The sequence below is a fragment of the Halopseudomonas sp. genome (assembly GCF_041579695.1).
Taxonomy (GTDB): Bacteria; Pseudomonadota; Gammaproteobacteria; order Pseudomonadales; family Pseudomonadaceae; genus Halopseudomonas.
In genome coordinates this window covers 1-26566 of sequence record NZ_JBFGFI010000028.1, presented here as the reverse complement: position 1 = coordinate 26566, position 26566 = coordinate 1, and the positions used below count along the sequence as shown (strand labels likewise).

At 59.8% G+C, this 26566-nt stretch carries 17 protein-coding genes and 1 pseudogene; 6 read left to right on the top strand and 12 right to left on the bottom strand.

Going from position 1 to position 26566, the window contains the following annotated elements:
* Nucleotides 1–23: 23 nt before the first annotated feature.
* Nucleotides 24–4877: an NAD-glutamate dehydrogenase gene (locus tag ABYA88_RS07995; protein WP_373186528.1), complete on the bottom strand. Its 4854-nt coding sequence runs from the start codon at nt 4875–4877 to the stop codon at nt 24–26.
* A gap of 186 nt (nt 4878–5063) precedes the next feature.
* Between ABYA88_RS07995 and ABYA88_RS07990 the strand changes: the two genes are divergently transcribed.
* The 6 genes from ABYA88_RS07990 to ABYA88_RS07965 all read left to right on the top strand — a co-directional run bounded on the left by ABYA88_RS07990 (nt 5064) and on the right by ABYA88_RS07965 (nt 11944).
* Nucleotides 5064–6023, top strand: a complete 960-nt coding sequence (locus ABYA88_RS07990) for an AAA family ATPase (protein WP_373186527.1) — start codon at nt 5064–5066, stop codon at nt 6021–6023.
* 98 nt (nt 6024–6121) lie between these two features.
* Nucleotides 6122–6994, top strand: coding sequence for a DUF58 domain-containing protein (locus ABYA88_RS07985; RefSeq protein ID WP_373186541.1), 873 nt, complete (start codon nt 6122–6124; stop codon nt 6992–6994).
* Nucleotides 6991–7452, top strand: a complete 462-nt coding sequence (locus ABYA88_RS07980) for a DUF4381 family protein (RefSeq protein WP_373186526.1) — start codon at nt 6991–6993, stop codon at nt 7450–7452. The genes ABYA88_RS07985 and ABYA88_RS07980 overlap by 4 nt, the downstream gene beginning before the upstream one ends.
* Nucleotides 7445–8425, top strand: a complete 981-nt coding sequence (locus ABYA88_RS07975; RefSeq protein WP_373186525.1) for a VWA domain-containing protein — start codon at nt 7445–7447, stop codon at nt 8423–8425. Before ABYA88_RS07980 ends, ABYA88_RS07975 begins: the two co-directional genes overlap by 8 nt.
* Nucleotides 8415–10280: a VWA domain-containing protein gene (locus tag ABYA88_RS07970; protein ID WP_373186524.1), complete on the top strand. Its 1866-nt coding sequence runs from the start codon at nt 8415–8417 to the stop codon at nt 10278–10280. Before ABYA88_RS07975 ends, ABYA88_RS07970 begins: the two co-directional genes overlap by 11 nt.
* A complete protein-coding gene (locus ABYA88_RS07965) occupies nt 10277–11944 on the top strand; it encodes a BatD family protein (protein WP_373186523.1) in 1668 nt (555 codons plus the stop codon). Before ABYA88_RS07970 ends, ABYA88_RS07965 begins: the two co-directional genes overlap by 4 nt.
* Nucleotides 11945–11990: 46 nt before the next feature.
* On the opposite strand, the gene ABYA88_RS07960 is transcribed toward ABYA88_RS07965, so the two are convergent.
* The 11 genes and pseudogenes from ABYA88_RS07960 to fadH all read right to left on the bottom strand — a co-directional run.
* Complete coding sequence (locus tag ABYA88_RS07960) at nt 11991–14345, bottom strand: RND family transporter (protein ID WP_373186521.1); 2355 nt, start codon at nt 14343–14345, stop codon at nt 11991–11993.
* A 46-nt stretch (nt 14346–14391) separates the two neighbouring features.
* Nucleotides 14392–15513 (bottom strand): YCF48-related protein, encoded by a 1122-nt coding sequence (locus ABYA88_RS07955; protein WP_373186540.1) that lies wholly within the window; start codon nt 15511–15513, stop codon nt 14392–14394.
* 257 nt (nt 15514–15770) lie between these two features.
* A complete protein-coding gene (locus ABYA88_RS07950; RefSeq protein WP_373186520.1) occupies nt 15771–18149 on the bottom strand; it encodes an RND family transporter in 2379 nt (792 codons plus the stop codon).
* A 437-nt stretch (nt 18150–18586) separates the two neighbouring features.
* Nucleotides 18587–21235 (bottom strand): aminopeptidase N, encoded by a 2649-nt coding sequence (gene pepN, locus ABYA88_RS07945; protein ID WP_373186518.1) that lies wholly within the window; start codon nt 21233–21235, stop codon nt 18587–18589.
* A gap of 10 nt (nt 21236–21245) precedes the next feature.
* Nucleotides 21246–22076: a DUF2797 domain-containing protein gene (locus ABYA88_RS07940; RefSeq protein ID WP_373186539.1), complete on the bottom strand. Its 831-nt coding sequence runs from the start codon at nt 22074–22076 to the stop codon at nt 21246–21248.
* A complete protein-coding gene (locus tag ABYA88_RS07935; protein ID WP_373186517.1) occupies nt 22076–22342 on the bottom strand; it encodes a YeaC family protein in 267 nt (88 codons plus the stop codon). Before ABYA88_RS07935 ends, ABYA88_RS07940 begins: the two co-directional genes overlap by 1 nt.
* 19 nt (nt 22343–22361) lie before the next feature.
* A complete protein-coding gene (locus ABYA88_RS07930) occupies nt 22362–23210 on the bottom strand; it encodes a rhomboid family intramembrane serine protease (protein ID WP_373186516.1) in 849 nt (282 codons plus the stop codon).
* 37 nt (nt 23211–23247) lie between these two features.
* On the bottom strand, nt 23248–24222 hold the full coding sequence (locus ABYA88_RS07925; protein ID WP_373186515.1) for a metallophosphoesterase: 975 nt from the start codon (nt 24220–24222) through the stop codon (nt 23248–23250).
* Nucleotides 24219–25103 carry an NAD(+) kinase gene (locus tag ABYA88_RS07920; RefSeq protein WP_373186514.1) on the bottom strand — a complete coding sequence of 295 codons (885 nt, stop codon included), beginning with the start codon at nt 25101–25103 and terminating at the stop codon, nt 24219–24221. The genes ABYA88_RS07925 and ABYA88_RS07920 overlap by 4 nt, the downstream gene beginning before the upstream one ends.
* A gap of 122 nt (nt 25104–25225) precedes the next feature.
* A complete protein-coding gene (locus ABYA88_RS07915; protein WP_373186513.1) occupies nt 25226–26074 on the bottom strand; it encodes a hypothetical protein in 849 nt (282 codons plus the stop codon).
* Nucleotides 26075–26257: 183 nt separating this feature from the next.
* Nucleotides 26258–26566 (bottom strand): annotated as a pseudogene (gene fadH, locus ABYA88_RS07910) (NADPH-dependent 2,4-dienoyl-CoA reductase); the annotation flags it as partial.

Genomic DNA, 26566 nt, shown 5'->3' with positions numbered 1-26566 from the left:
GTAAAGGGGTGTATTGCAAACCCCTAGTTGACCGCATGACGGGACGCTTGCGCAAGGTCCAGCAACTCGCGCATGGCCACCGCTATCATCGGATAATCCCCGCCACTGGCACTCTTTAGATCCGACAACATCCGGCGCCAGCGCTTGACCATCAGCGGATTACTCGCCAGCCAGCTCTTCACCAGATCCTCGGGACTCGAACCGTCGTCGCAAGCCTGCAACACCGAAACCGTCATCGCACGGGCCTGCGCATCCAGGTCGTCACGATAGCTCTCGCGTGCCAGCGCTTGCCAATGATTGTCCACCGGCAGGCCATTGATCTGTTGTCCGAACCACGGCAGGCGAAGCTCGCTGCCCAGGGCGAAATAGACCTGGGCAACCCGTTGCTCGGGCTGGCCAGTCATATCGGCCGCCTCGATAATCCCCAGCAGGGTGAAGAAATGGGTGGTCCCGGCGACCAGACGCGCAATCGGTTCCGGCACGCCCGCGCTCGCATAGGCTTCGAAACGGGCCTGCCACTGACCACGCACCGGCCCCTCGAGCAGGCTATCGAACTGCTCCGCCAGCGCTTCCACCCGGGGTGCGAAGTGCGCGACCTCGCGTTCCGGCGCCAGGTCACTGCGGCGGTTGCGCACAAACCAGCGCGTCGCTCTGCGTCCGAGGCGCATCAGGTCGTCCATCAGTTCCAGCTGGACTTCGGCCGGCACCTGGTAATCGAGAGCTTCGATGGAGGCGAAATGCGTCTGGAGCCTGAACACGTCACGCGCTACCACATAGCCGCGGGCCAGTTCGCTGGGTGGCGATCCGGTTGACTGCTGCAGGCGACGCAGGAAGGTAATACCCATGTGGTTGACCAGATCGTTGGCCAACTGGGTGGAGATGATCTCGCGGCGCAGACGGTGAGCGTTGAGTGCATCGGGATATTTCTTTTCCAGCACGTCGGGAAAGGCGGTACCAAGCTCGCGCGCCAGATAAGCATCTTCAGGCACATCCGAGCCCACCAGGCTTTCCTTGAGGTCGGCCTTGGAATAGGAAATCAGAATCGACAGCTCGGGTCGGGTCAGACCCAGGCCGCGGGCAGACCGCTCGGCCAGCTGATCGTCCTCGGGAATGAATTCCAGCGAGCGGCTGAGCTTGCCGCTGCTTTCCATCTGGCTGATGTAGCGGCGGTATTCGGTCATCGCCTTGACCGCCTGCCGCTGGGCCAGGCTGATCGCCTGGGTCTGCTTGTAATTGTTCGCAAGCACCAACGCAGAAACATCCTCGGTCATGCTGGCGAGCAGCTTGTCACGCTGCTTACCGGTCATGTCTCCCGCTTCGACGACTTCGTTGAGCAGAATCTTGATATTGACCTCATGGTCGGAGCAATCGACGCCCCCGGCATTGTCTATGAAGTCGGTATTCACGGCTCCCCCATTGAGGCAGAACTCTACCCTGCCCAGCTGGGTCATGCCCAGGTTGCCGCCCTCGCCTATGACCCGGCAACGCAGATCACGGCCGTCAACGCGCAGGATGTCATTGGCCTTGTCGCCCACGTCGATATGCGTTTCAGTCGAGCTTTTCACATAGGTGCCGATACCCCCGTTCCAGATCATGTCCACCGGCGCCTTGAGCAGGTTGTGAATGAACTCGTTGGGAGTCAATTTCTCTGCCTCGATGGCAAACAACTCGCGCATCTGCGGGGTCAGGGTGATCTGCTTGAGGCTGCGTTCGAATATGCCGCCACCGGCCGAAATCAACTTGCTGTTGTAGTCAGTCCAGCTGGAACGCGGCAAATCAAACAGGCGCTGACGCTCCTCGAAACTGACTTCCGGATCCGGATCCGGATCAATGAAGATATGCTGATGGTTGAACGCCGCCACCAGCTTCAGGCTGCGTGACAAAAGCATGCCGTTGCCGAACACATCTCCGGCCATATCGCCGATGCCCAGCACGGTCACCGGCTCGGTCTGGATATTCACACCCAGCTCGCGGAAGTGACGCTGCACCGATACCCAGGCGCCCTTGGCGGTGATGCCCATCTTCTTGTGATCGTAGCCGGCTGACCCGCCAGAGGCGAACGCATCCCCCAGCCAGAAATTGTAGTCAGCAGCGATCCCGTTGGCGATATCGGAGAAAGTGGCGGTCCCCTTGTCCGCGGCAACCACCATATAGGGATCGTCTTCGTCATGCCGCACGACCTGGTCCGGGGGCACTACCTCGCCTTCCACCAGATTATCGGTCAGATCCAGCAGACCGCGGATAAAGAGTTTGTAGCAGGCAATAGCTTCCTGCTGGACCTCATCACGGGTTCCTCCCACCGGCAGACGGCGGGGAACGAAACCACCCTTGGCGCCCACAGGTACGATTACTGCGTTCTTGACCTGCTGCGCCTTGACCAGACCAAGCACCTCGGTGCGATAGTCTTCCTCGCGATCGGACCAGCGCAGACCGCCACGGGCAACCTTGCCGCCGCGCAGGTGAACGCCCTCGAACCGCGGTGAATAGACAAATATCTCGAACATCGGCTTGGGCAACGGCAGCTCGGCAATCGCGCGTGGATCGAGCTTCAGACTGAAGTACTCGCGGGGATTGCCCTGATTGTCATTCTGGTAGAAGTTGGTGCGCAGGGTCGCCTTGATCAGCTCAAGGTAGCGGCGCAGAATCCGGTCCTCGTTGAGCACCGCCACATCATCCAGCGCGCCCAGGATGGCCTGCTCTAGTCGCTGCTGCATATCCCCGAGATCATCTGCCGACAGTTTGCGGGCAAGGTAGAAACGGGTCTTGAACAGACGCACCAGCTCGCGGGCAATGTCGGCATGTCCCACCAGGGTGCTGGCAATGTAGGGCAGCTCGAAGCCGAGCCGGATCTGCTTGAGATACCGGGCGTAGGCTCGCAACAGTGCTACGTCGCGCCAGGGCATGCGTGCCAGCAGCACCAGACGGTTGAAGCCGTCGTTCTCGGCGAGGCCTCGCCAGGTCTGCTCGAAGGCATCACGAAACAGTTCGTTGACCTCGTGGATATCCAGCTCGCGGTCCAGCGCAAAGGTAAACTCGAAATCGTGAATCCAGAACTCCTGTCCGTCACGGCGCCTGAACAGGAACGGAAACTCGCCCATCACCCGCAGGCCCAGATTTTCCAGGATCGGCAGGACATCCGACAGCGGCAAGGGTTCGCCCAGATGATAGATCTTGCAATGCAGCACCCCCGGCTTCTGTGACAGCGGCTGATAGAAACTCATGGCCAGCGGACGCTCTGTCGTCAGCGACAGGATGTGTTCGATGTCCACCACTCCGCTGGCCGCGGTAAAGCGTTCCGCATACCCGGCGGGAAAACCCTCGGTAAAGTCTTCGAGTACCGCGGTGGCAGTGGCTTCGCCAAGACTTTCGTTCAGCCGATCGCTGAAGTCGTCGTTCCAGTCGCGACAGACGCGGATGATGTCCTGTTCGATTTTCACCGGATCGACGACAAGATCCTGTTTCGGATCCACGCTGAGGATGAACTGCGTTCGAGCCAGCACCGACTCGGAAAAATAGGTCCAGAATTCGCAATCGCTGGCCTGCAGCCGCTCCATCAGTACGGCCTGTATTTTCAGCCGGATTTCGGTGTTGTAGATCTCGCGTGGCACGTATACCAGGCAATAGTAGAATCGCCCGTAGTTGCCACTGCGCAGAAATACGCGAATATGGTTACGTTCCTGTATCTGCACGATACTCAAGGCGGTGTCGCGCAATTCCGCTTCGGACATCTGGAACAGGTCATCGCGCGGCAGCACCTGCAGCGCCTGATCCAATTCCTTGCCCAGGTGGCTGTGGGCGGTAAACCCCGAGGCTTCGCGCACCGCCGCGACTTTCTGGCGCAGGTGGGGGATGCGCTCGACCGTCCCCGAATAGACCCGCGAGGTATACAGGCCCATGAAGCGATGCTCGGCAATCACCTCGCCCTGACTGTCCACTTCGCGTATGGACACGTAGTCCGGGTAGGCCGGACGATGCACCTTGCTCGACCGTGAGGCCTTGGCGAAGGAAAGCAGAACGGGCGCGCGCAAGTAGTCGATGACCTTCTCGGGCAATCCGATCAGGGATTCATCCCGCGGATTGAGGGCCAGCACGCCAAGGCTGTGTTCTGGCTGGATACCCAGGCGCTGCTCTTTCAGACCCTCCTGGATGTTGAAGCGCTCGTAGCCAAGAAAGGTAAAATGGTCTTCCAGCAACCAGCCCAGAAAGGCCTCGCACTCCTGGCGCTCCTCGAGCGCGAAAAACTCGAACGGCTTGCCTTTCAACGCCTCGATCAACGATTCGGCCTGCTGTCGCATCGGAGCAAAATCGGCTACCGCAGCCCGGACATGGCTCAACACTTCCTGCAGCGACTTGGCCAGGCGCTTGAGTTCGGCGGCGCTGCCGCAGCGGTCGATCTCTATGTACATCATCGACTCGTGCTGCACCCCTGCTTCGCTGCTACGTGGCGGCAGCACGGTCTCCAGCTCACCGTTTTCATCGCGCCTTACCGCCAGCACGCTGTTTTGCAGGGTATGAATCGCATAGCCCTGGCGATTCAGCTCCATGCGCACGGAGTCAACCAGAAAGGGAGAGTCGGCGTGGAGGATTTCCACCACCGAATGAGTAGATTGCCACCCGTGCTGCTGGGTGTCAGGATTGAATACTCTGAGCTTCTCGTCCTGACCATCGTAGTGTTGCAGGAAACGCCAGTAGGACAGCGTGCAGCCAAGGAGGTCGGTGTCGTGCCGGGCCAACAATTCCTCCAGCGGCACAATGCCAAAAAACTGTCCGCTGAACTGGATAAGAGCGTCCTTTTCGGCCGGCTGAACGAGTTTCTCCAAACGCTCTTGCAATATACTGAGGAATTCTTCTCTACTGCTGGCCATGATAAATGCCATGCTGCCTCCAGATAAACCTGCAAGGCAGACGCTTACAGGGTCTTGCGGTGTGTAACAGATATGAGACGCGGTATCCTGGCGGACCCGCGATTTCGAATATCAACAGTCTAGACCATGGTGTGTCACCACAGTGACAATTTGATGGGCAGGGTCGGGATGGACAAGACCAGGATGGAAAACACTCTCATGACGCATCACCAATCACTGATGGATCTGCGCACCTGGATGGGCCAGCAGATCTTTGGTCAGGAACAGCTGGTCGACCGTATGCTCATCAGCCTGCTGGCCGGCGGTCATGTGCTGGTGGAAGGCGCACCGGGCCTGGCCAAGACAAAGGCAATCAAGGCGCTGTCGGAAGCAATAGAAGCTGATTTCCACCGAATCCAGTTCACCCCGGACCTGCTCCCGGCAGATATTACCGGCACCGAGATATACCGGCCGGAAACCGCCAGCTTCAGCTTTCAGCAAGGTCCGATATTTCATCACCTGGTGCTCGCCGACGAAATTAACCGGGCCCCCGCCAAGGTGCAGTCGGCCCTGCTTGAGGCGATGGCCGAGCGGCAGGTGAGCATAGGCCGTGAAACCTACCCGCTGCCCGAGCTATTCATGGTCATGGCGACGCAGAACCCGATCGAGCAGGAAGGAACCTACCCCTTGCCCGAAGCCCAACTGGACCGCTTCCTGATGCATGTGCGCATCGGTTTTCCGGATGCCGCGCTGGAGCGGCAGATCCTGCACCTTGCCCGCGGTGAAGCTCAGGGGGGCAGTGCGCGTATCGGACAGCGCATCAGTCAGGCGAGTATCCTCGCCGCGCGACAGGAAGTGCTAGGCCTGTTCATGGCCGATGCCGTGGAGGAATACCTGATCCAGTTGATCATGGCCACCCGGCGCCCGGAACTGTACAACGCGCAACTGGCCGAATGGATCGAGTTGGGCGCAAGCCCGCGCGGTACCATTGCGCTGGACCGCTGCGCGAGGGCGCATGCGTGGCTGGCCGGTCGCGACTTCGTCAGTCCGGAAGACGTCCAGGCGATCGTTCACGACGTGTTGCGCCACCGGCTGATCCTCAGTTTCGAAGCCGAGGCCGCGGGAATCGATGCCGACCGGGCAATCAACCTGCTGGTCGAATCCGTCGCTGTGGTATGACCGTGACCGACCTGCATCCGCGCCGCGACGAATCGCTGGACCAACGCCTGTTCGTCAGCCTCGAGAACCTGCTGGAAACCCGTCATCAATGTCAGCGCATGCCGCTGTTTCGCGGACCGATGCAGGCCAGCCGACAACTTGGCCGGCAATATTCACGGCTGCGCGGCCGCGGTGTGGACTTCGATCAGGTGCGCTCCTACCAACCCGGGGACGACATCCGCAGCATCGACTGGCGCGTCACCGCGCGTACCGGCAAGGTGCATACCAAGGTCTTCACCGAAGAGCGCGAACGCCCGGTCTTTATTGTCTGCGAACAGAGCAACCGGCTATTTTTCGGCAGCCGGCTGTGCTTCAAGTCGGTGCTCGCAGCACGGGCCTGCGGCCTGATCGCCTGGACCGCGCTGGCTCATAATGACCGCGTGGGCGGGCTGGTATTCGGCAAAGAGTGCCACGAGGTACGACCGCAGCGTAACCGCCAGTCATTGCTGCGGCTCTTTCACCTGCTGATCGAAGCCAATCACAGTTTGCACCCACCGGCGGATTCGCCTGCCGATAATGGTCGGGAGCTGCTCAACCAGGCCCTGCGCCACACCCGTGAGGTAGTACGCCCCGGTAGCATTCTCTACGTGATCTGCGATCACAGTGCGGTAGACCAGTTGAATCAGTCATTGCTGGGCCCCCTTGCAGCCCACAACGACCTGGTTCTGCTGCCCCTTTACGACGCGCTGGATGCCGATTTGCCCGCTGCGGATCAACTGGATTTCACCCAGAACGGCGATCGTATCAGCGTCAATGCCCGCGACACATCCGTACGCGAGGCCTATGCGGCGCAGTTTACAGCTCAACAAACGGCCTGGCAGCACCTCGCCCGCCGGCTGGGCTGCTCCCTCTTCAGCCTGCATACCGGCAGCAGCGCCGAGGCGCAGATCGGCACCATGCTCAGTGCGCAGAACAGGCGGGGCAGAACGTGAACGACGCGCTTTTTCAATCACTGATCCACCCGGTCGCACCCGAGCCGGTGCCCTGGTGGCCTCCCGCACCCGGCTGGTGGATCCTGCTCGCGCTGGCACTGATCATGGGCCTTGCCCTCCCCTGGCTGGCACTGCGCTGGAAGCGTCTCGGGGCACGGCGACGCCGCACCGGACAGGCGCTCAAGGATATCCCCGCAGACCTGCCCGACCAGCAATGGCTCAGCGAGATCAATAGCCTGCTCAAACGTCTGTTGATCCGCCGCGGCGAAGTCGCGCCCAGCCGCCTGTTCGGTGAACAATGGCTGGAATACCTGTGCAACGGTTATCCGCGACCGCAGCGAAGCTGTCTGGAACCCCTGGCGGCAGACCTCTACCGGCAGACGCCCAATCTGACCCGCGAACAGCGCCGCGCCCTGCTGCGTGAACTGCGCCGCTGGCTGAGGCACAACCATGTTTGAGCTGCACTGGCCGGCGGCCCTTCTGCTCCTGCCCCTGCCCTGGCTCATGCGCTGGCTGCTGCCCGGCGCTGCGCTGCCGAGCACGGCACTCCAGGTCAGCTTTCTGCCCCGTCTCGAGCAATTGCAGGACACCACTTCGCAACGAGCCGCCGCCCGTCGGCGCTGGCCCTTCGTGTTCGTCTGGCTACTGCTGATCCTGGCCGCCTGTCGGCCGCAATGGCTGGGCGATCCGCTGCCGATCAGTATCAGTGGCCGCGACATGATGCTCGCCGTCGATCTTTCCGGCAGCATGGAATATCAGGACATGCTGCTTGATGACGAGCAGGTGCCACGCATCGCCATAGTCAAGCGACTGGTGTCGAACTTCATTGCCGAGCGCGAGGGCGACCGCCTCGGCCTCATCCTGTTTGGTTCCAGTGCCTATGTACAGGCTCCGTTGACCCATGACCTGGTGACCCTGGAGCAATTGGTACAGGAAGCCTTTGTCGGTCTGGCCGGACGCGAAACCGCCATCGGTGACGCGATTGGACTGGCGATCAAGAGGCTCGCAGAAGAGCCGGCGCGGAGCCGGGTACTGGTGCTGATAACCGACGGCGCCAATACCGCAGGTCAGGTTAACCCGCTCCGCGCAGCCCGCTATGCGGCCAGTGAAGGCATTCGCATTTTCACCATTGGCGTCGGCGCAGATGCTGGTCAATCACGCTTATCGGGGATCCAGGATCCGTCGACTGACCTTGATGAAGGCACTCTGGTCGATGTGGCCCTGGCTACCGGCGGAGAATACTTCCGTGCGCGCAACGGCGAGGACATCAAAGCCATATACCAACGTATCGACATGCTCGAGCCCGCGCTGCGCGATAGCGGACCACGCCGACATGCCCGTCCCCTGTATCCTTGGCCACTGGGGCTGGCGTTGCTGCTCAGCCTGCTGATTGCCAGTGTTGCCGTCTACCGGAGGCGTCATGCAAATTGAACTGTTCGGCGGCCTGACGCTCGCGCGGCCGTTCTGGCTGCTCCTGCTAATTCCCGGCGCTGCGCTCTGCTGGCTGCTTTACCGCCGCATCAATCATTATTCACCCTGGCATAACCTGCTGCCCGCGGTAATGCGCACAGCTCTGCTCCAGCGCCAGCCCGGCAGCGATCACGCCGGCCGCTTCATGCTGCTGGGCGCCGCCTGGTTGCTGACGATTATCGCGTTGAGCGGACCGGTCTGGGAAGGTGAGCCGCCGGTGATGCGTCAGAACCAGTCTGCCCTGGTGATAGTACTGGATCTGTCGCACAGCATGCTGGCCAATGATCTGGTTCCGACACGGCTTGAGCGGGCGCGACTGAAGATTCGCGATCTGTTGCAGATGCGCAGCGACAGCCAGGTTGCCTTGGTCGCCTTTGCCGGCAGTGCCCACCGCGTCACGCCGCTCAGCACCGATCAGTCGACCCTGCTCAATCTCCTTGCAGGTCTCAGCCCGGGCATCATGCCGCTGAGCGGCTCGGATCCAGGCAGCGCACTGCAAATGGCCGAGCAGATGATCGCGCCGCTGCCCCCCGAAACCACCCAGATCCTGCTGATTACCGGTAGTGTCGGGGCAGAGCAATTGAAGGAACTTGGCGAAGCTGCAAGCAGGCTTGGACAGCAACTGTCGATACTTGGTGCGGGTACTGCCGAAGGCGCCCCTGTGGCCCTGCCCGAAGGCGGCTTCATGCGCGACGAGAAGGGTCGCATCCTGCTGCCCCGACTGGACAACCAGGCACTGGCGACCATTGCCAGGCGCACCGGCGCGGGCTACCACGACATCACCCGCGACGATAGCGACCTGCTGAGCCTGTTGCGGCCGCTGGCTTTGAGCGGCGTCAACGATCCGAACCGCTCGCCCGGCCGCAGCGATCAGGGGCACTGGCTGATCCTGCTACTACTGCCACTGGCTGCCCTCGGCGCCCGCCGCGGTTGGCTTGGGCTACTGCTGTGTGCAATGTTGCTGCCGACCATTGCGAAGGCCGATACGCCCTGGCGTGATCTGTGGCAACGTCCCGATCAACAGGCCGCCGAGCTGCTTGCCCGGGAGCAGCCGGCAGCTGCAGCCGAGCGCTTCGAGGATCCACACTGGATTGCCTGGGCCCTGTATCAGGCCGGCGATTACGCCGGTGCGGCCGCAGCCTATCAGCGCCTGCTGCAGCTGGATCCGGATAACCCACAGCATCATTTCGACCATGGCACCGCGCTGGCCATGAGTGGCGAACTCGAGGATGCACTCGAGGCCTATGAACAGACGCTCACCCGTGCCCCTGACCATGCCGCTGCCCGGCATAACCGCAGCCGCATCGAGGCATTGCTGGAGGAACGGGAGCGGCAGGCAGCTGAAGAGGAACCTGACGCCGCCGAGGGTGAGGCCGGTGACAAAGAAGCCGCAAACGGCAATGCAACCGAAGACACCGCTAGCGAGGCCCTGCCCGACCGGAACTCCTCTCCCCGTTCCGACCAGCAGGATGAAACAGCCAGCCCCGACCTACCCGCAGCGATCTCGCCGGTAGATCCGGCAGCAACCGAGTCCGATAAGCCGTCAGAGGCCCTGTCTGGCGGAGGCACCGGCTCTGATACGCCCGTTACCGAGGGTGGAAAGTCCCCCGCCGCCCCTGTGGTTCAGCAAAGCCCACCGCCAGACCCTCTGGCTGGCCCGCCGGAGCCCACGGACACGCTACCGGGCACCCTGGATTCCGAACAACAGGCAGCGCTGCAACAATGGCTGCGCGAGGTACCGGACAACCCCGCCGAACTGCTGCGCCGCAAATTCCTCTACCAACGATTACAGCAACTGGAAGAACGCTCCCAATGATCAGACTATTGCTTTGGCTTTGCGTCCTGGCTTTGCCAGTGCCTGCCCTTGCCGCACTCGAGGCCAGCGTCGACAAAACCCGGCTTATAGAGGGTGAAACCCTGGAGCTGACTCTGGAAACCCCGGCCGCGAATCGGTTCAGCCGGCCCGACCTCGCTGCACTGGAAGAACATTTCGAGATCCGTGACAGCCGCCAGCTCAGTCTGGTGAGTCAGCTTGATGGCAGAACCCAGCCGGTCACCCGCTGGGTCATCAACCTGCTCCCCCGGCGCACCGGCTATGTCGTCATTCCGCCGCTAAGCGTCGACACATTGAGCAGTGCGCCGGTCAGTCTGCATGTCCTGACCGCCAGCGAGGCAGCGCGCGACAATACCGCGCAGATGGCACCAGTATTCATTGATGCCGAAGTGGATACCGAGACGCCCTACGTTCAGGCCCAGGTGCTGCTGACCCTGCGCGTCTACCACTCACTATCGCTGTATGACGATTCGACCCTGACCGGACTGGACATAGCGGATGCCCGGGTCGAGAGCCTGGGCCCGCCACGCAACTACGAGAAACTGATCAACGGCATTCGCCACGGGGTAATCGAGATCCGCTATGCCATCTTTCCCCAGCGTAGTGGCGAGCTCGAAGTGCCTTCCCAGCTTTTTACCGCCACCACTATGCCCTCACGCACAGCCGACAGCCCGCTGGCACGGGGTCGACTGGTGCAGGTCCGCTCTCCGGGCATCGTCCTGCAGGTGCGTCCTATACCGCCTGAGTATCCGCCAGGCGCTCCATGGCTGCCGGCGACCGACGTCACCCTGTCGCAGACCTGGCAGCCTGATCCAAACCTGGACCTGCTCACGGGCGAATCCTTGACCCGCACGCTCACCGTCCAGGCTCAAGGGCTCAATGCCAGCCAGCTCCCCGAGCTGAGCAGCCTGGGCGGTGAAACCATAGCCGGACTGCGGCAGTACACCGACCAACCGAAGCTCGAGAGCCAGGTAGTTGACGATGGCATACGGGGCCTGCGCCAAGACAGCGCGGCATTGCTGGTGCAGCAGGCCGGGACATTCGTGCTTCCGGCCCTGCAGCTTTACTGGTGGGACACTGCCAGGGACGAGCTGCAGGAGGCACAGCTGGATGCCCTCACCCTGAAGGTAATGAGCAGCCAGAGCTTCATTGCCGCTTCCACGCCCACCGCAGTGGAAGCGAGCGAAGAACCCTTTGTCACCGCACCCCTTTGGCCCTGGCAATTGGCCACGGCTTTGCTGGGCCTGGCCCTGGCAATCTGCCTCGGCCTGCTCTGGCGGATGCGCCGCATGCTGGAAAGCCTGCAGCACCCCTACCAGGACGAAGAAATCTTCGATGAGGAGGTTCAGGATAATCCGCTCAACGATCTGCAGAGCGCGTGTCGCAGCAACCAGCCAGGCGAAGCACGCAAGGCGCTGGAAACCTGGGCGCGGCAACAGGACAGCGAGGGTCTTATCGGTCTTACCCACCAGCACCCCGAGCTCGCCGAGGCACTGGACGAACTCAACGCCTGCTTGTTCGGGCAGGCCGAGCACCACTGGCGCGGCAAGCCGCTATGGCGCGCCGTGCGCATGGTGGTACAGAGCCGCAAGCGCCAGACAGAACCGGGCGAGCCGGTACTCGAAAGCCTGTATCCAAAGGTATGAAGCCGCATAAAAAACGCCCCTGACGGGGCGTTTTTTATTGCGCTAATCAGGCATCCCGAAGCTTCTCGGGCCTGATCAGGAAGCGGGCCAGCGCCGGCAATAGCCAGAGCGCCCCGAACATGTTCCAGAGGAACATGAAGGTGAGCAAAATGCCCATATCGGCCTGGAACTTGATGGCCGAGAATATCCAGGTCGCCACACCGATCGCCAGGGTAATACCGGTAAAGGTCACCGCCTTGCCCGTGGTCTTCAGTGTTTCATAGTAGGCTTCCTCAAGCGGCAGGCCCTGGCGCAGGTAGGTCTCCAGGCGGCTGTAGATATAGATCCCGTAATCCACACCAATACCCACACCCAGCGCGATCACCGGCAACGTCGCCACCTTCACGCCGATCCCCAGGAAAGCCATCAGCGCATTGGCCAGAACCGATGTAAGGGCCAGCGGAATGATGATACACAGCACCGCCCGAATCGACCGGAAGGTAATCAGGCACATGAAGATCACCACTGCATAGACCGTCAGCAGCATCTTCCACTGGGACTTCTCGATTACCACATTGGTGGCGGCCTCAATCCCCGCGTTACCAGCAGCCAGCTTGAATTCCAGCGTGTCGGTGTTGTATTCGGCAGCAAACTCTTCGACCGCCGCAGTCACCCGTGACAGGGTTTCCGCCTTGTGGTCCTCGAGATACAGCATGACCGGTGCCAGTGAGCAGGACGAGTTGAACAGGCCGGTCGGTGCGCGGCTGATGGCATTGTTCAGGTTGTCCTGGTTGCGCGAGAGCGTCTGCCATTTCAGGTTACCCTCGTTGTTACCCATGATCACCTGTTTGGCCACAGTCACCATCGAGACTGCCGACTGCACCCCATCAAGGTTGGCCATGCGCCATTCCAGCTGGTTGATGGCCTCCATCGTCTCGTAGGCCGAACACATCTCGTCAGGCGTACTGACCATCACCACCAGCACATCCGAGCTGGTCGAGTAGTTATTGATGATGAAAGCATTGTCCAGGTTGTAGCGTGAGTCGGAACGCAGCTCCGGCGCGCCGGGATCCAGGTCACCAATCTTGACGTTCTGGCCGTGGTATATGCCGAAAGCGAACGCAAGGATCGCCAGCAAGATGGACACTGGCGCCACCTTGGGGTGTGAAAACTTCGCCACCGTCAGCCAGAGCTTCTGCGGACGCGAAGCCATATCGCGGTTACGCTCCACGGCACGATCACTGATGCCAATGTAGGACATCAGTACCGGCAACAGGATCAGGTTGGTCAGGATGATCACGCCGACGCCGACCGACGCTGCAATACCCAACTCGCGAATCACTTCGATCTCGATCAGTAACAGTGTGACGAAGCCCACTGCGTCGGAAATCAGCGCCACGATGCCGGGAACATAGAGCGCCCGGAACGCACGCCGCGCGGCGGTACTGGCATCACTGGAATTACTGTATTCGATCGCCATACCGTTGATGATCTGCACGCCATGGGAAATGCCGATGGCAAACACCAGAAACGGCACCAGGATTGAGTATGGATCCAGACCAAAACCCAGCGAGCGCAACAGCCCGAGCTGCCAGATAACCGCAATCACCGAACAGACAAGCGTTGTCACCGAACTCTTCAGGCAGCGCGTAAAAATCATCAGTAGCACGAAGGTAATCAGCAGTGCCGCACCAAAGAACATCACCACCTTGATGATGCCCTCGATCAGATCACCCACTTTTTTGGCAAAGCCAACGATGTGGATACTGATATTCGGGTTCTCCGCCTGAAACTCAGAGCGGACCTTGCTTTCCAGCTTGCGTGAAAAATCGCCGTAATCAAGGCGCAGCAGCTCGCTCTGGTTCTCAGGATTCGGATAGAACTCCTGGAGCGGCACCTCAATGATGGTCGACTTGAAATTGTTCGCTACCAGACGACCGATTTCGCCAGACTTGAGCACGTTTGCGCGCAGCTCATCAAGGTCCTGCTCGGTCAGGTAGGCCGGTCTGTTTGCTACCGGGCCGCCATCGAAACCGTATTCGGTTACCTCGGTCCAGCGTACGTTGGGGGTCCAGAGCGAGCGAAGGTTGGAGCGGTCGACGCCGGGCAGAAAAAACACCTCGTCGTTGATGCGCTTGAGGGTTTCCATGTACTCGGTAGTGAAGATATCGCCATCTTCGATGGCAACTGCAATGCGGATAGAATTACCGAGGTTGGCCAGATCGTTCTGGTGCTCGATCATGTTGACAATGTAGGGATGCTCGAGAGGAATCATCTTCTCGAAACTGGTCTCCGGTCTGACCTGTGCTGCCTGGTACCCCAGCAGCACAGTCACGATGGCAAAGATCAGTAGGACTACCAGCCGGTTCTTGAAGACCAACCGCTCCACGAAGGGAGCGGTCTCCTGATGATTTTTGGACATCCAGTTTTCTCCTGGCTCCCTAGTTCATTGCATCGGTTGTTGCCGATCAGGGAGTCTCTATCAGGGTTGCGGAGGAATTTTTTTCAACGCCTTTCATGCCAGCGGGGCCGGCCTTGACCGCTCCTCGCTGGCCAATCAACAGCAGGTCGCCATTAGGCAGGATCGCTGCTGTAGCCAGCGCCACGCGATCGGCGCGAACCTGGACGTCAAAGGTGCGGCCATTATCCTCGCTGATGACCACGACACCACCGACGCCGACAACGACAAGCTTGCCATCTTCAGACAGCTGGCCACTGGACAAGGTTGCTTGCAGCTCGTCGCCATCCGGGGTTTCCAAACGGATCTGTTTCCAGCTGTCGCCGAAATCGCTCGAGCGGTACATGTTGCCGCGCAGACCCCAGATCAGAACTTCGTTAGCGCGACCGGTGCCCGCCGTGCCAAACAAGGAACCGTCATAAGGCAGGTCCTGAATGGTTTCCCAGGTGTCACCGAAGTCGGTGGAGCGATACATCGTGCCCATCTCGCCGACCAGGAACAGGCCAGTATCCTTCACCGCCGTCATAGCGTTGTAATGAAAGCCGAACTCATTGTCGATCAGGTCAGGCAATTCTTCCCAATTCTGCCCACCGTCGTCAGTGCGCAGGAACAGACCGTAGGCGCCGACGGCAAAACCGGTGTTGGTATCACGGAACCAGACGTCCATCAGAGGGCGCTCGAGCAGGCCACCGGCCTGTTCGTCACGCGACTCTTCCAGAGCCGGATCGCGATACTGAATTTTCCAGGTCTCGCCGCCATCACTGGTATGCAGTATCAAAGAGTCGTGACCGACGGCCCAACCATTCTGAGCGTCGACGAAATCGACTGAAGTCAGCATCTGACGCGTGGGCGATGGAGCCTGGGTCCAGCTCGCACCCATGTCATCGGAGTAAACGATGTGACCGCGGCTGCCTACAGCGACCAGCCGATCGCCGGCCTGCTCGACATCCAGCAGCAATACTTCATTAGACATGTCGGACATGACCGCTGGCTTGGCCTCAGCAGCGATGCTGTCCTGAGCCTGGGCGATGGCTACTGGCGCGCACGCCAGCGCGATGGACAATCCCAGCGCAGAAAAGATCTGGCCGGATAAAGAAAGCTTGCGGCTCTTGCCGGACACATGGCAGGTCATGCCTGCGATCAGACTGTGCCGTTGGATGGGCTCACGCATACACCATTCCCCTTGTTCTTATAGGTACCTGTCGTTGAAAACAGGCAGGGCGACCGCTTAGGAGCGGTCTATTGATAGTAACGGCCTTCGACAGTGCGTGCCAACCGGCCTGGGTTATCGCTCGTCAATCATGAAGCTGATCGATCCTGCCTGAGGCAGATCGTCAAAACCTGTCGACGGGCAGTGCTCCCGGCGCAAAGCCGGGAGCCTGGCCATACTCAGTGCTTTATCTTGCTCGGGGTTGACGCGGCAATCTTGGCCGGATTGATCAGGAATCGGGCCAGAGCCGGCAACAGCAGCAGCGCACCGATCATGTTCACCAGGAACATGAAGGTCAGCATCAGCCCCATGTCAGCCTGGAACTTGATCGCCGAGAATACCCAGGTCGCCACACCGATTGCGAGACACAGACCGGTGAACAGGACAGCTTTACCTGTGGAGCGAAGAGTCTCGTAATAGGCTTCCTGGAGCGGCATGCCGGCTCGCAGGAATGTCTCCAGACGGCTGTATACATAAATACCGTAGTCGACGCCTACGCCCACACCCAGCGCAATAACCGGGAGGGTCGCGACCTTCATACCAATCCCCAGATAGGCCATCAGCGCGTTACCCAGTACCGAGGTCAGTACCAGCGGCAGCACGACGCAGATAGTGGCGGCAAGCGAGCGGAAGGTGAAGTAGCACATGACACCCACCCAGACGTATACCAGCAGCAGGATCATCAGTTCCGAACTGGCAATCTCGTCGTTGGTGGCCGCTTCGATACCGGCGTTACCGGCGGCGAGCAGGAACTTCATATCTTCGGTGTTGTACTCGGCGGCAAACTCCTCGACACCCTCGGTAGCCGTTTTCAGCGTTTCAGCCTTGTGGTCGTTGAGGAACACCATCACCGGGGCCAGCGAGCAGGAGTTGTTAAACATGCCTTCCGGAGCCCGGCTGATTGCGTTATTCAGGTTATCCTGGTTACGCGAGAGGGTCTGCCACTTGAGGTTGCCCTCGTTGTTACCCATCAGTACCTGCTTGGCAACGGTCACCAGCGATACTGCTGACTGAACGCCCGGCAAGTTGGCCATGTGCCATTCGAGCTGATCAATCGCTTCCATGGTTTCGTAGGCCGAACACATTTCAGGCGGGGTTTCGACCATAACCACCAGCACGTCGGAACTGGTCGAGTAATTGGAGATAATGAAGTCGTTATCCAGGTTGTAGCGCGAATCGGGACGCAGTTCAGGTGCACCCGGATCAAGGTCGCCTACCTGCAGGTTGGCTTTCTGGTAAAAGAAGGCACCAGTACCCCCCACCAAAGCGACGATGACCAGGAACGGCGCCACCTTCGGATGGGCGGTATAGGACATGGCGCGCCAGAAGGGATGTTCGCGAACAGCATCACGCTTACTGCGTTCGATGGCCTTCTTGCTGATGCCCAGGTAGGAAATGGTTACCGGCAACATAATAAGGTTGGTGAAGACGATAACGCCCACGCCCACCGAGGCGCCGATGGCCAGCTCGTGGATCACGCCGATATCGATAACCAGCAGCGTGATGAAACCCACCGCATCGGCCAGAATCGCGATCATGCCGGGCAGGAAAAGCTGACGGAAGGTACGCCGGGCGGCGATCAGGGCATTGTCCGCCTCACCCGACTGCAACGCGATACCGTTGATCTTTTGTACCCCGTGGGAAATGCCTATAGCGAAGATCAGGAACGGCACCAGCATCGAATAGGGGTCCAGTCCGAAGCCAAGTGAATAGATCAGGCCCAACTGCCAGACCACTGCAATCAGTGTAGTAATCAGAACCGAAATGGTGCTGCGGATACACCAGGTAAACCAGTACAGCAGTACGAAGGTGATCAGCAGTGCAAGACCAAAGAACATCACCACCGCGCCCAGACCTTCGATCAGATCACCCACCTTCTTGGCGAAGCCGACCATGTGGATGCTGATATTCGGATTTTCTTCCTCGAACTGGTTACGGATTTTCTCCTCGAGCTGCTGGGAGAACAGACCGTAGTCCATACGCAGCAATTCGGACTGGTTCTCCGGATTGGGGTAGAACTCCTGCAACGGCACTTCAATAATGGTCGATTTGAAGTTGTTTGCCACCAGACGGCCGATCTCGCCGGACTTGAGTACGTTGATACGCAAATCATCGAGTGACTGCTCATCCAGATAAGCCGGATGGCTGGCAACCGGGCCACCATCAAAACCGTATTCGGTCACTTCGGTCCAGCGCACGTTGGGGGTCCACAGCGAACGCAGACCGGAACGGTCGACGCCGGGCAGGAAAAACACCTCGTCGTTAATGCGCTTGAGGGTTTCCATGTACTCGGTGGTGAAGATATCGCCATCTTCGATCGCCACTGCGATACGAATGGAGTTACCCAGGTTCGACAGGTCGTCCTGGTGTTCGACCATGTTGACGATATAGGGGTGCTGCAGAGGAATCATCTTGGCAAAGCTGGTATCAGGACGGATCTGCAGGGCCTGATAGCCAAGAATGATGGTAATTATGGTAAAGAGCGCAACAACCATAAGACGGTTGTTGAACACCAGCCGTTCCATAAAGGTTTCGGCTTCGTGATCGTTATTCGACATCCCGATTCTCCCGGCAGACAAGCCATCTGGCATTTATTGTTAGATCAGGCAGCAGTTTTTCCTGCCCGCCTGTAAGGGGCAGCGTTTCTAGGTCAAACATGGACAGACCCGGAAGGATTGCATTTTCCGGCGGCACGCAGCATGGAGAACAAAGTCGACAGGCGACCTGCTTCTGACTGGATTGAAACTGGATCAAACGCGCGAAGGTTCGCGACGGACGCCCCCATACATCTACCCCTTTATTCTTATTTGATGTCACGGTCACACGACGGACGCCATGATATTACAGCGCTTTCACCGACTTCACTAACTCTTGCAAGTTATCTTTTGTGAACCAGAGAAAAAATGCCGCACAGGCCTGTTCCAGAGCGGCCCCCAGGACCCTGACGCCCATCCATGGGCCTTGAAAAAGCACTATTTCCGTCCCTTTTCGCCCCTCAAACGAGCGATTTGCTGACGACTTCATAAACGTCGGGCGAGAGACTCTCGGCCGCCATGATCCGCGACAACTCGGCCTTGAGCAGCTCCTGACGGGCCGGATCGTACTTGCGCCAGCGCGTCAGCGGCGTGAGCAGGCGCGCAGCTACCTGCGGGTTGAGCGGATCCAGCTGGAGGATACGCTCGGCCAGGAAACGGTAGCCGGCGCCATCGGCAGCGTGGAAGTTGACCAGATTCTGGTTGGCAAAGGCACCAATCAATGCACGGATCTTGTTCGGGTTGCGCATGCTGAACGAGGGATGCTCAAGCAGCGCCTGCACCCGTTCCAGCCCACCGGGCAAAGCAGCAGCCGCCTGCACGCTGAACCACTGGTCCATCACCAGCGGATAATCCTGCCAGCGCTCGGCAAAGTCGGCCAGGGCCGCCTGCTTCTGTTTCTCGAAGTCGGAATTGACCAGGCAGACAAGGGCCGCCTGGCGATCGGTCATGTTGTTCGCCTCCACGTACTGGCGCACACAGGCATCCACGGCCTGTTGCGAGCCGGTCAGCATCAGATAGGACAGCAGCGTGTTCTTCAGGCTGCGCCGGGCCATCGCCGCGGCATCCGGACTGTAGGCTGCAGCATCGTCCAGCTTGCCGTACAACGGCCACATGACGTCGGCCAGGGTGTTGGCCAGCTCACTGCGTACCCACTCGCGCACGTGGTGGATCGCATCCACGTCGGCCACATCCGACACTTCGACCATATAGGCTTCCGACGGCAGCCTGAGCATCTCGGCCACCATCGCCGGATCCAGTTCGCTGTCGGTCAACAGGGTATGAAATACATCGCGCAAGCGCTGATCGAGCAACAACGGGCGTCCGGCGCGGTGGATGCCGACCATGCCCTGGAGCATTTCCAGTGCCAGCGCCTGGCCCGCTTCCCAGCGGTTGAAACCATCCGGATCGTTCTTCGCCAGAAACACCCGGTCGTCGCGGCTGTACGGGTAAGTCATCTTCACCGGGGCAGAGAATCCGCGCAGCAGTGACGGTAGTGGCTCTTCGCTCAGACCGGTAAAGGTGAAGACCTGCTCCGCTTCGGTAACTGCGAGCACACGCTCGGTGCCCACGGGTGCGGTCTCGCCCTCAAGCTGCAACGGCAGCTCCTTACCCTGACTGTCGAGCAGCGCCATGCGCAGCGGAATCACCTGCGGCAGTTTCTCGCTCTGTCCCGGGGTGGGCGGACAGCTCTGTCGGCACAGCAGACTGAAGGTCGCATTAGCTGCATCATAGCGACCCTCTATCGCCAACCGCGGCGTGCCGGCCTGGCTGTACCAGCGCTTGAACTGGCCCAGGTCCGTGTCATTGGCATCTTCCATCGCTTTGATGAAATCATCACAGGTCACCGCCTGGCCGTCATGGCGCTCGAAATACAGATCCGATCCCTGGCGGAAGCCCTTCTCCCCCAGAAGCGTGTGCAACATGCGCACCACTTCGGCGCCCTTCTCGTACACCGTCAGTGTGTAGAAGTTGGTGATCTCGATGAACGAATCCGGACGCACCGGATGAGCCATCGGACCGGCATCTTCGGCAAACTGGTTGGCCCGCAGGAAGCTCACGTTCTCAATGCGGCTGACGGTGGGCGAGTTCATGTCGGCGGAGAACTGCGAATCACGGAATACCGTGAAGCCCTCCTTCAGCGACAGTTGGAACCAGTCGCGACAGGTCACCCGGTTGCCCGACCAGTTATGGAAATACTCATGCGCCACCACTGCCTCGACCCGCTGGAACGCCATGTCTGTGGCGGTATCGGGGTGAGCCAGAACGCAGCTGGAGTTGAAGATGTTCAGCCCCTTGTTTTCCATCGCGCCCATATTGAAATCGTTGACCGCGACGATCATGAAGATGTCCAGATCATACTCGCGGCCATAGACCTCCTCGTCCCAGCGCATCGAGCGCTTGAGACTGTCCATTGCGTGGCCGCACTGCTCTTTGTTCTCCGCCTCGACGTATATGCGCAGATCAATCTCGCGTCCGCTCATCGTGGTGAAGCTGTCCTGGATCAGGCACAGATCACCGGCAACCAACGCAAACAGGTAGGCCGGCTTGGGAAAGGGGTCTTCCCAGGTGACCCAGTGACGGTTGTTTTGTTCTTCGCCGCTGGCGACCGGGTTGCCGTTGGAGAGCAGGATCGGATATTCCTTCGACGCGATCACCGTGGTAGTAAAACGGCTCATCACGTCCGGACGGTCGAGATAATAGGTGATCTTGCGAAAGCCTTCGGCCTCACACTGGGTGCAGAACATCTTACCGGACTGGTACAAGCCCTCGAGCGCGGTATTGTGCTGGGGCTCGATGCGCGTGGTAATCGCCACTTCAAACTGGGCGGCGGGCGGCTGCACGGTGAGGGTGTCTTCATCCACCTGGTAGTCCGTGGATGCCAGTTGCCGGTCATCCAGCGCCACGCTGACCAGCTCCAGCAACTGGCCATCAAGCACCAGCGGCGGCAGCGATTGCGCGTCATGCTGTGCGTTATGTTTGACGCTCAGCCGGCTGTGAACGAGTGCATGATCCTCGAACAGCTCGAATGTCAGATGCGTTTCGTCTATCCAGTAGTCGGGCTGGCGGTAGTCCTTGAGATAAATCGTCTTCGGTTGTTCGGTACGCATGCTGCACTCCTCAGGACACACTGACGGACAGTGTGTAGGACGTATATTTACGAATATTGATGACGCCGCTATCGAGCATAAGGTACTGGCCCTTGATGCCCAGCAATGTGCCTTCCAGCAGCGGCTGCTTGTCCAGGTTGGCTGACTGGGGCTTGGGACTGTACTCGAGCACCGGGTAGGTAATGTCCACCACCTCGGCGTCAAGCGGCTGGATCGCCTGCAGTCCGAAACGCGCCTGCAGCTCGAGGATACCCTGCTGCGCACCATCGAGCAGACGGTCACGCGCAGCGAGCATATCGACCGGCTCGGGCTCCCCGCGCAGCAGCGCGCGCCAGTTGGTCTTGTCACCTACCTGCGCGCGCAGCAGATCTTCCACCAGACCCGATTGCTGACGGGTCGCCACGCGCAGAATCGGCAACGCCTGACTGGCGCCCTGATCGATCCAGCGGGTCGGGATCTGGTTGGCGCGGGTGATGCCGACCTTGAGCCCGGAAGAGTTGGCCAGATAGACGATGTGATCGGTCATGCAGAACTGTTCGCCCCAGGCGGGTTCGCGGCAGGTGCCCTGATCGTAATGACATTTTTCCGGGCTCATGATGCAGGTATCGCAGCGCGCCAGCTTGATCATGCAGGGATAACAGAAACCCTGGCTGTAGCTCTTCTTCGTGCGCCGCCCGCAGTGACTGCAATGAATCTGTCCGAGCGCCTGCAGGCGCACGGTGCGGCCCAACCACTCGTTGAGCGGCAACAGCTGTTCACCAACCGGGAGACGGTAACGCACCGGCGCGTCCAGCTCGGTCACCAGCTTGCTGATACCGCCCTCGATGTTGATCGGCTGAATCAATGCAAGGTATCCGATTTGGTGGAAAACAGAATATTCGGGATGGTTTTCTCCTCGGACTTGCAGTGTTGTGCACCCATATAGCCGGTGCGCTCTTCCTCAGGCAGGTTTTCCAGCTCCCAGCCGATCATCGCCTGCATGCAAAGCTCCTTCTGCTCACCGGTCAGTTTCCGGCCATCAGGCCATTTGCCGATTTCCACCGCCTGTTTCAGGCTGGCATATACCTCGGGGGTGATATTGCGCAACATCTCGACGAAGGTCGTCATCACATTTCTCCGGAAAACATTATCTCGACAAACCCATTCGCTGGGCTCCACCGGCCACCAGTCCCGCCGCGCAGCCAATCAGCAGTCCACTGACGTGCGCGGCGTTGGCTATCGCGCCAAATCCGAGCAGCGTCACCAGCCCCGAAAGACATAGCACCAGCCAGACCAGCATCAACACCACCACGCCCTTGGGCAGATCAAAATGCACATTGGGCGCCAGCATCTGGTAAATCCAGCAGTAACCCAGAAGCCCGTACAGCACACCGGAAAGACCGCCAAAAAACGGGTGACCGGTGAACAGCCACTGCACGCTATTGGATACCAGCCCGAACAGTAGCGTCAGGCCCAGCAGCCATAACGAGCCGGAACGCAGCTCGATACGCCGTCCCAGCTCCCAGTACCAGAGGGCGTTGAAAGCCAGGTGCATCAATCCGAAATGCAGGAAGATTGGCGTAATCAGCCGCCACCATTGGCCAAGGTCAACCTCATTGGCCATGTACTGGGCGTTTTCCGGGGGCACGAAAGTGAACATCACCACACTCTCGGGCTGGCTACCCATCCCGGTCAACAAGGCTACCACACCGGTAATCAACAATACCCCGAGAGTCAGCGGTATACGCTTGGCCATCCGGGCCCAGCCCGCATTCTCCGACGGACGACGCGTCGGAGCGGCCGGCCGCGCCTCTACGCTGTCAGGCACGCCCTCGACATATAGATGCTGGGCAATGCTCGCGCCCGCTTCATCCGCCGTCCAGACCACCTGCTGGTTGCCTTCTTCGGTAACGCGGTGCACTACTCCCTGGCTGCGCAAATAACGGGTGAAGCCGGAAAGGTCCTCCTCCAGCGGGCAATGCAATGCGCGGAACATCAATACCTCTTCAGTGTGCTTGTGCCGGCAGGGCCGGTCACGCCAGCCTGGGTACGTCCACCCAGACAAAATTGTTGCGCTGCAGACGCTGTTCACCATCCCAGCGATAGGCGACCAGCTTGCCGTATTTCACCGCGCTGTAATCCAGGCAGGCAAGATTGGGCCGGATCGGATGGGGATCGCCCTGCTGCCAGTAGTGCCCCACGAACAGAATCGGCTGGTCGCTGCCATAGATCAGCAATTCGGCCTTCTGACTGTCGGTCAGCGGCCGGCTGGCGACCTCTTCGGGCAATGCGTCAGGCTGGAATACCAGATCGCCGTAAGTCTGCGGCTCTTCCTCCCAGAATTTGGTGCGGAAGGTATGCCTGACCAGACCATCCTTACTGACCATGGTCCCCCCGTGCGGCAGACGCATCTCGCTGCCACGCAGCAGGCGCTCGAGCACCTGGGAGGCAAAGCTGCCATGTTCGGCGGCTGACTCGAGAAACTCCCGGTCAATACGTCCGTCCGGGTACTGCGCGGCGAACGGCTTGATCAGGCTTTCGTCCCAGCACGCATGCACCAGTCTGATCTCACCCAGGTCCAGAAACAACGGCAACTGATAGAACCACTCCAGGAAATATTCCCATTCGTCCGGCCACGCGGCCATCTGCTCCAGCGTGGCCGCCAGTTGCCGGTGACTGCGTTCGGTATGTTCGCGAATGAACTGCCTGCTGCTGCCAGCCGGTGCCGGAGTGGTCCAGGCCAGCGCATTGATTTCGTGATTGCCCATGATGCATTGCGCGCTACCAGCTTCCACCATGTCGTGAACCAGATGCAGCGACTCGCGAATGCGCGGCCCGCGATCAATGATGTCGCCGAGGAACAGAGCCTGGCGCTGCGGATGCCGCCAGACGCCCTGCTGCGAGGCATAGCCCATGTTCTCCAGCAATTGCTCGAGCGTTCGCGCGCAGCCGTGGATGTCGCCAATGACATCGTAGCCGGGTCCGTCGTGTCTGCCAGTCTGGGTCATTGATCAGTTAACCTGCTACTCCAGCCGAGCTTGCTGCGACAGATTGCATAGAAGTTGTGATCCAGTGGATGGATCAGGCGCAGCTTCTGCGGCTTCTTGCGAATAGTGATCGAATCGCCCGGCGCGCAGGCGATATGCACCTGGCCATCGCAGCTGATCTGCGGGTAGATACCACTCTGCTTGGAGATGACGATCTTCAGTTCGCTACCGGCATCGACCACGATAGGCCTGCTCGACAGGGTATGCGGAAACATCGGCACCAGCACCATGGCATCCAGCTTGGGATGCATGATCGGGCCGCCGGCAGACAGTGCGTAGGCAGTCGAGCCGGTAGGTGTGGCGACGATCAGACCGTCGGACTTCTGGCTGTAGACAAACTGACCATCGACATACAGCTCGAACTCGATCATCCGCGCCGACTTGCCCGGGTGAAGCACGACATCATTCAGGGCTTCACTGGTGCCCAGCTGCTCATCGTCACGCCGCACGAACGCATCCAGCAGAAAGCGGCTTTCCACCATGTAGCGTCCGGCCAGGACCTCACCGACACGCATTTCCAGCTCATCGGGTGAAATATCAGTCAGAAAGCCCAGCCCACCACGGTTTACGCCAAGCACCGGCACATTGTAGCGGCACAAGGCCCTGGCTGCGCCGAGCAGGCTACCGTCGCCACCGACAACGATAACCAGGTCACAAATCTCGCCCATCATCTTCCGCGAGCAGACCTGCAGCTCATGGCCGGGCAACAGGTCTGCGACTGCGTCTTCGAGAATCACGGTATGGCCACTGTCGACCAGGAAGCGCTTGAGGCGCTTAAGAGTGTCAAGCACCCTGCCGCTACCCAGCCGCCCGATCAAACCGATGTTGCGAAACTGATCCATACCACCTCACTGTCATGCCGTTTTTTTCGGTCAGGCGGTGATTATCCGCAGCCAGCCGGGCGCTGGCAAATGCGCTGTGGTAAAAGGAGGTGTCCGGGGGACTCGGGAGGACTCGTGCGACTTCAGTCGGCGTCGCTTGACGAACGATTCTGAGCTTTGCTCAGATCACGTTTGAGGGTGATATTGATCTTCTGCTGCAGGGCAAGCTCGTTCTTGATGTCGAGCAGCTCTCCCTGGACTATCGACAGATGATCCTGATGCCGCTGCCGTTCTGCAGCGAGTTCGACCTCGCGGAGCTGGCGCAGTTCATCCAGCTGCCTTTTCAGGTCGCCTATCTGCTCCTTGTAGGCTGCCTGCTGCTGCGCGGCAAGAACGACAGCCGCCTGGTCGCGACTGCCAACTATCTCCGGCGAAGCCTGCCCTGCGCCGGCCTGCGGACTTATCGTGCTACCACCACCATACCAGGCGTCTTCTGCTGCCATCTGCAAATGCTCAGGCTGGATTACCCCCAGCGCCTCGCGGTCTTCGCCCAGAATACCCAGGGTATTACGCGTAACGGCTTCCTTGACCGTCAACAGGTCGGATTTACCCGCCCGCTGGGCCGGCTTCCACAGGTTGGGCTTGAACCGGCTGTCGTTGCAAAAACCCAGACAGGCCAACCGGATCGGCCCGCCACCCATATCCGGCCCGCGCCCGGCCTTCTCTGCCAGCGTGCGCAGGGGCATATTCCATAGCGGACTGATATTACCGTCGAGGTCAAAATCCAGGGTAAAAAATACCGCAGCACGCACGTGCAGACGGCTGTTGATCTGCACGAATACCGCTTCGATGGTCTCGTCGGCAAATTCCGGCGTCGACACCATACCGTCGAGCAGAGCCTCGAATTCGGGATAGAGCATCTGCTTGGCAATCCCGCGTTCGGAAAAAAACAGGACCGCTTCCGTCAACAACGGTTTATGCGTGGTGTTCATGGGTATCTCCGTGCCGCCCCTTCAGCTTGTATAGCTCATAAAGCCAGATAATACGACTTTGCGCTTTTTTCGCGAAGATTGCACTTGATGGCGGAACAGCCGGGGAAATGCTACCGAAGATTGTGACGAATTTGGCAGTACATGCGCAGGCAAGGGCGCGGCCTGAGCCGCACCCTTGTCAGCTCAGATGGCAGCAGCCAGGCGAGAACCCTGGTCAATCGCCCGCTTGGCGTCCAGCTCGGCGGCCACATCTGCGCCCCCTACCAGATGCACTGGCTTACCGGCTGATTCCAGCCCCGCCTGCAATTCACGCAGGGGATCCTGGCCGGCGCAAATCACAATGTTATCCACCGCCAGCACCTGCGGTTCACCCTCGGCAATGCTCACGTGCAGGCCCTCGTCGTCGATCTTCAGGTACTGCACCGAATTGAGCATCTTTACCTCTCGGCTCTTGAGCCCGGCGCGGTGGATCCAGCCGGTGGTCTTGCCCAG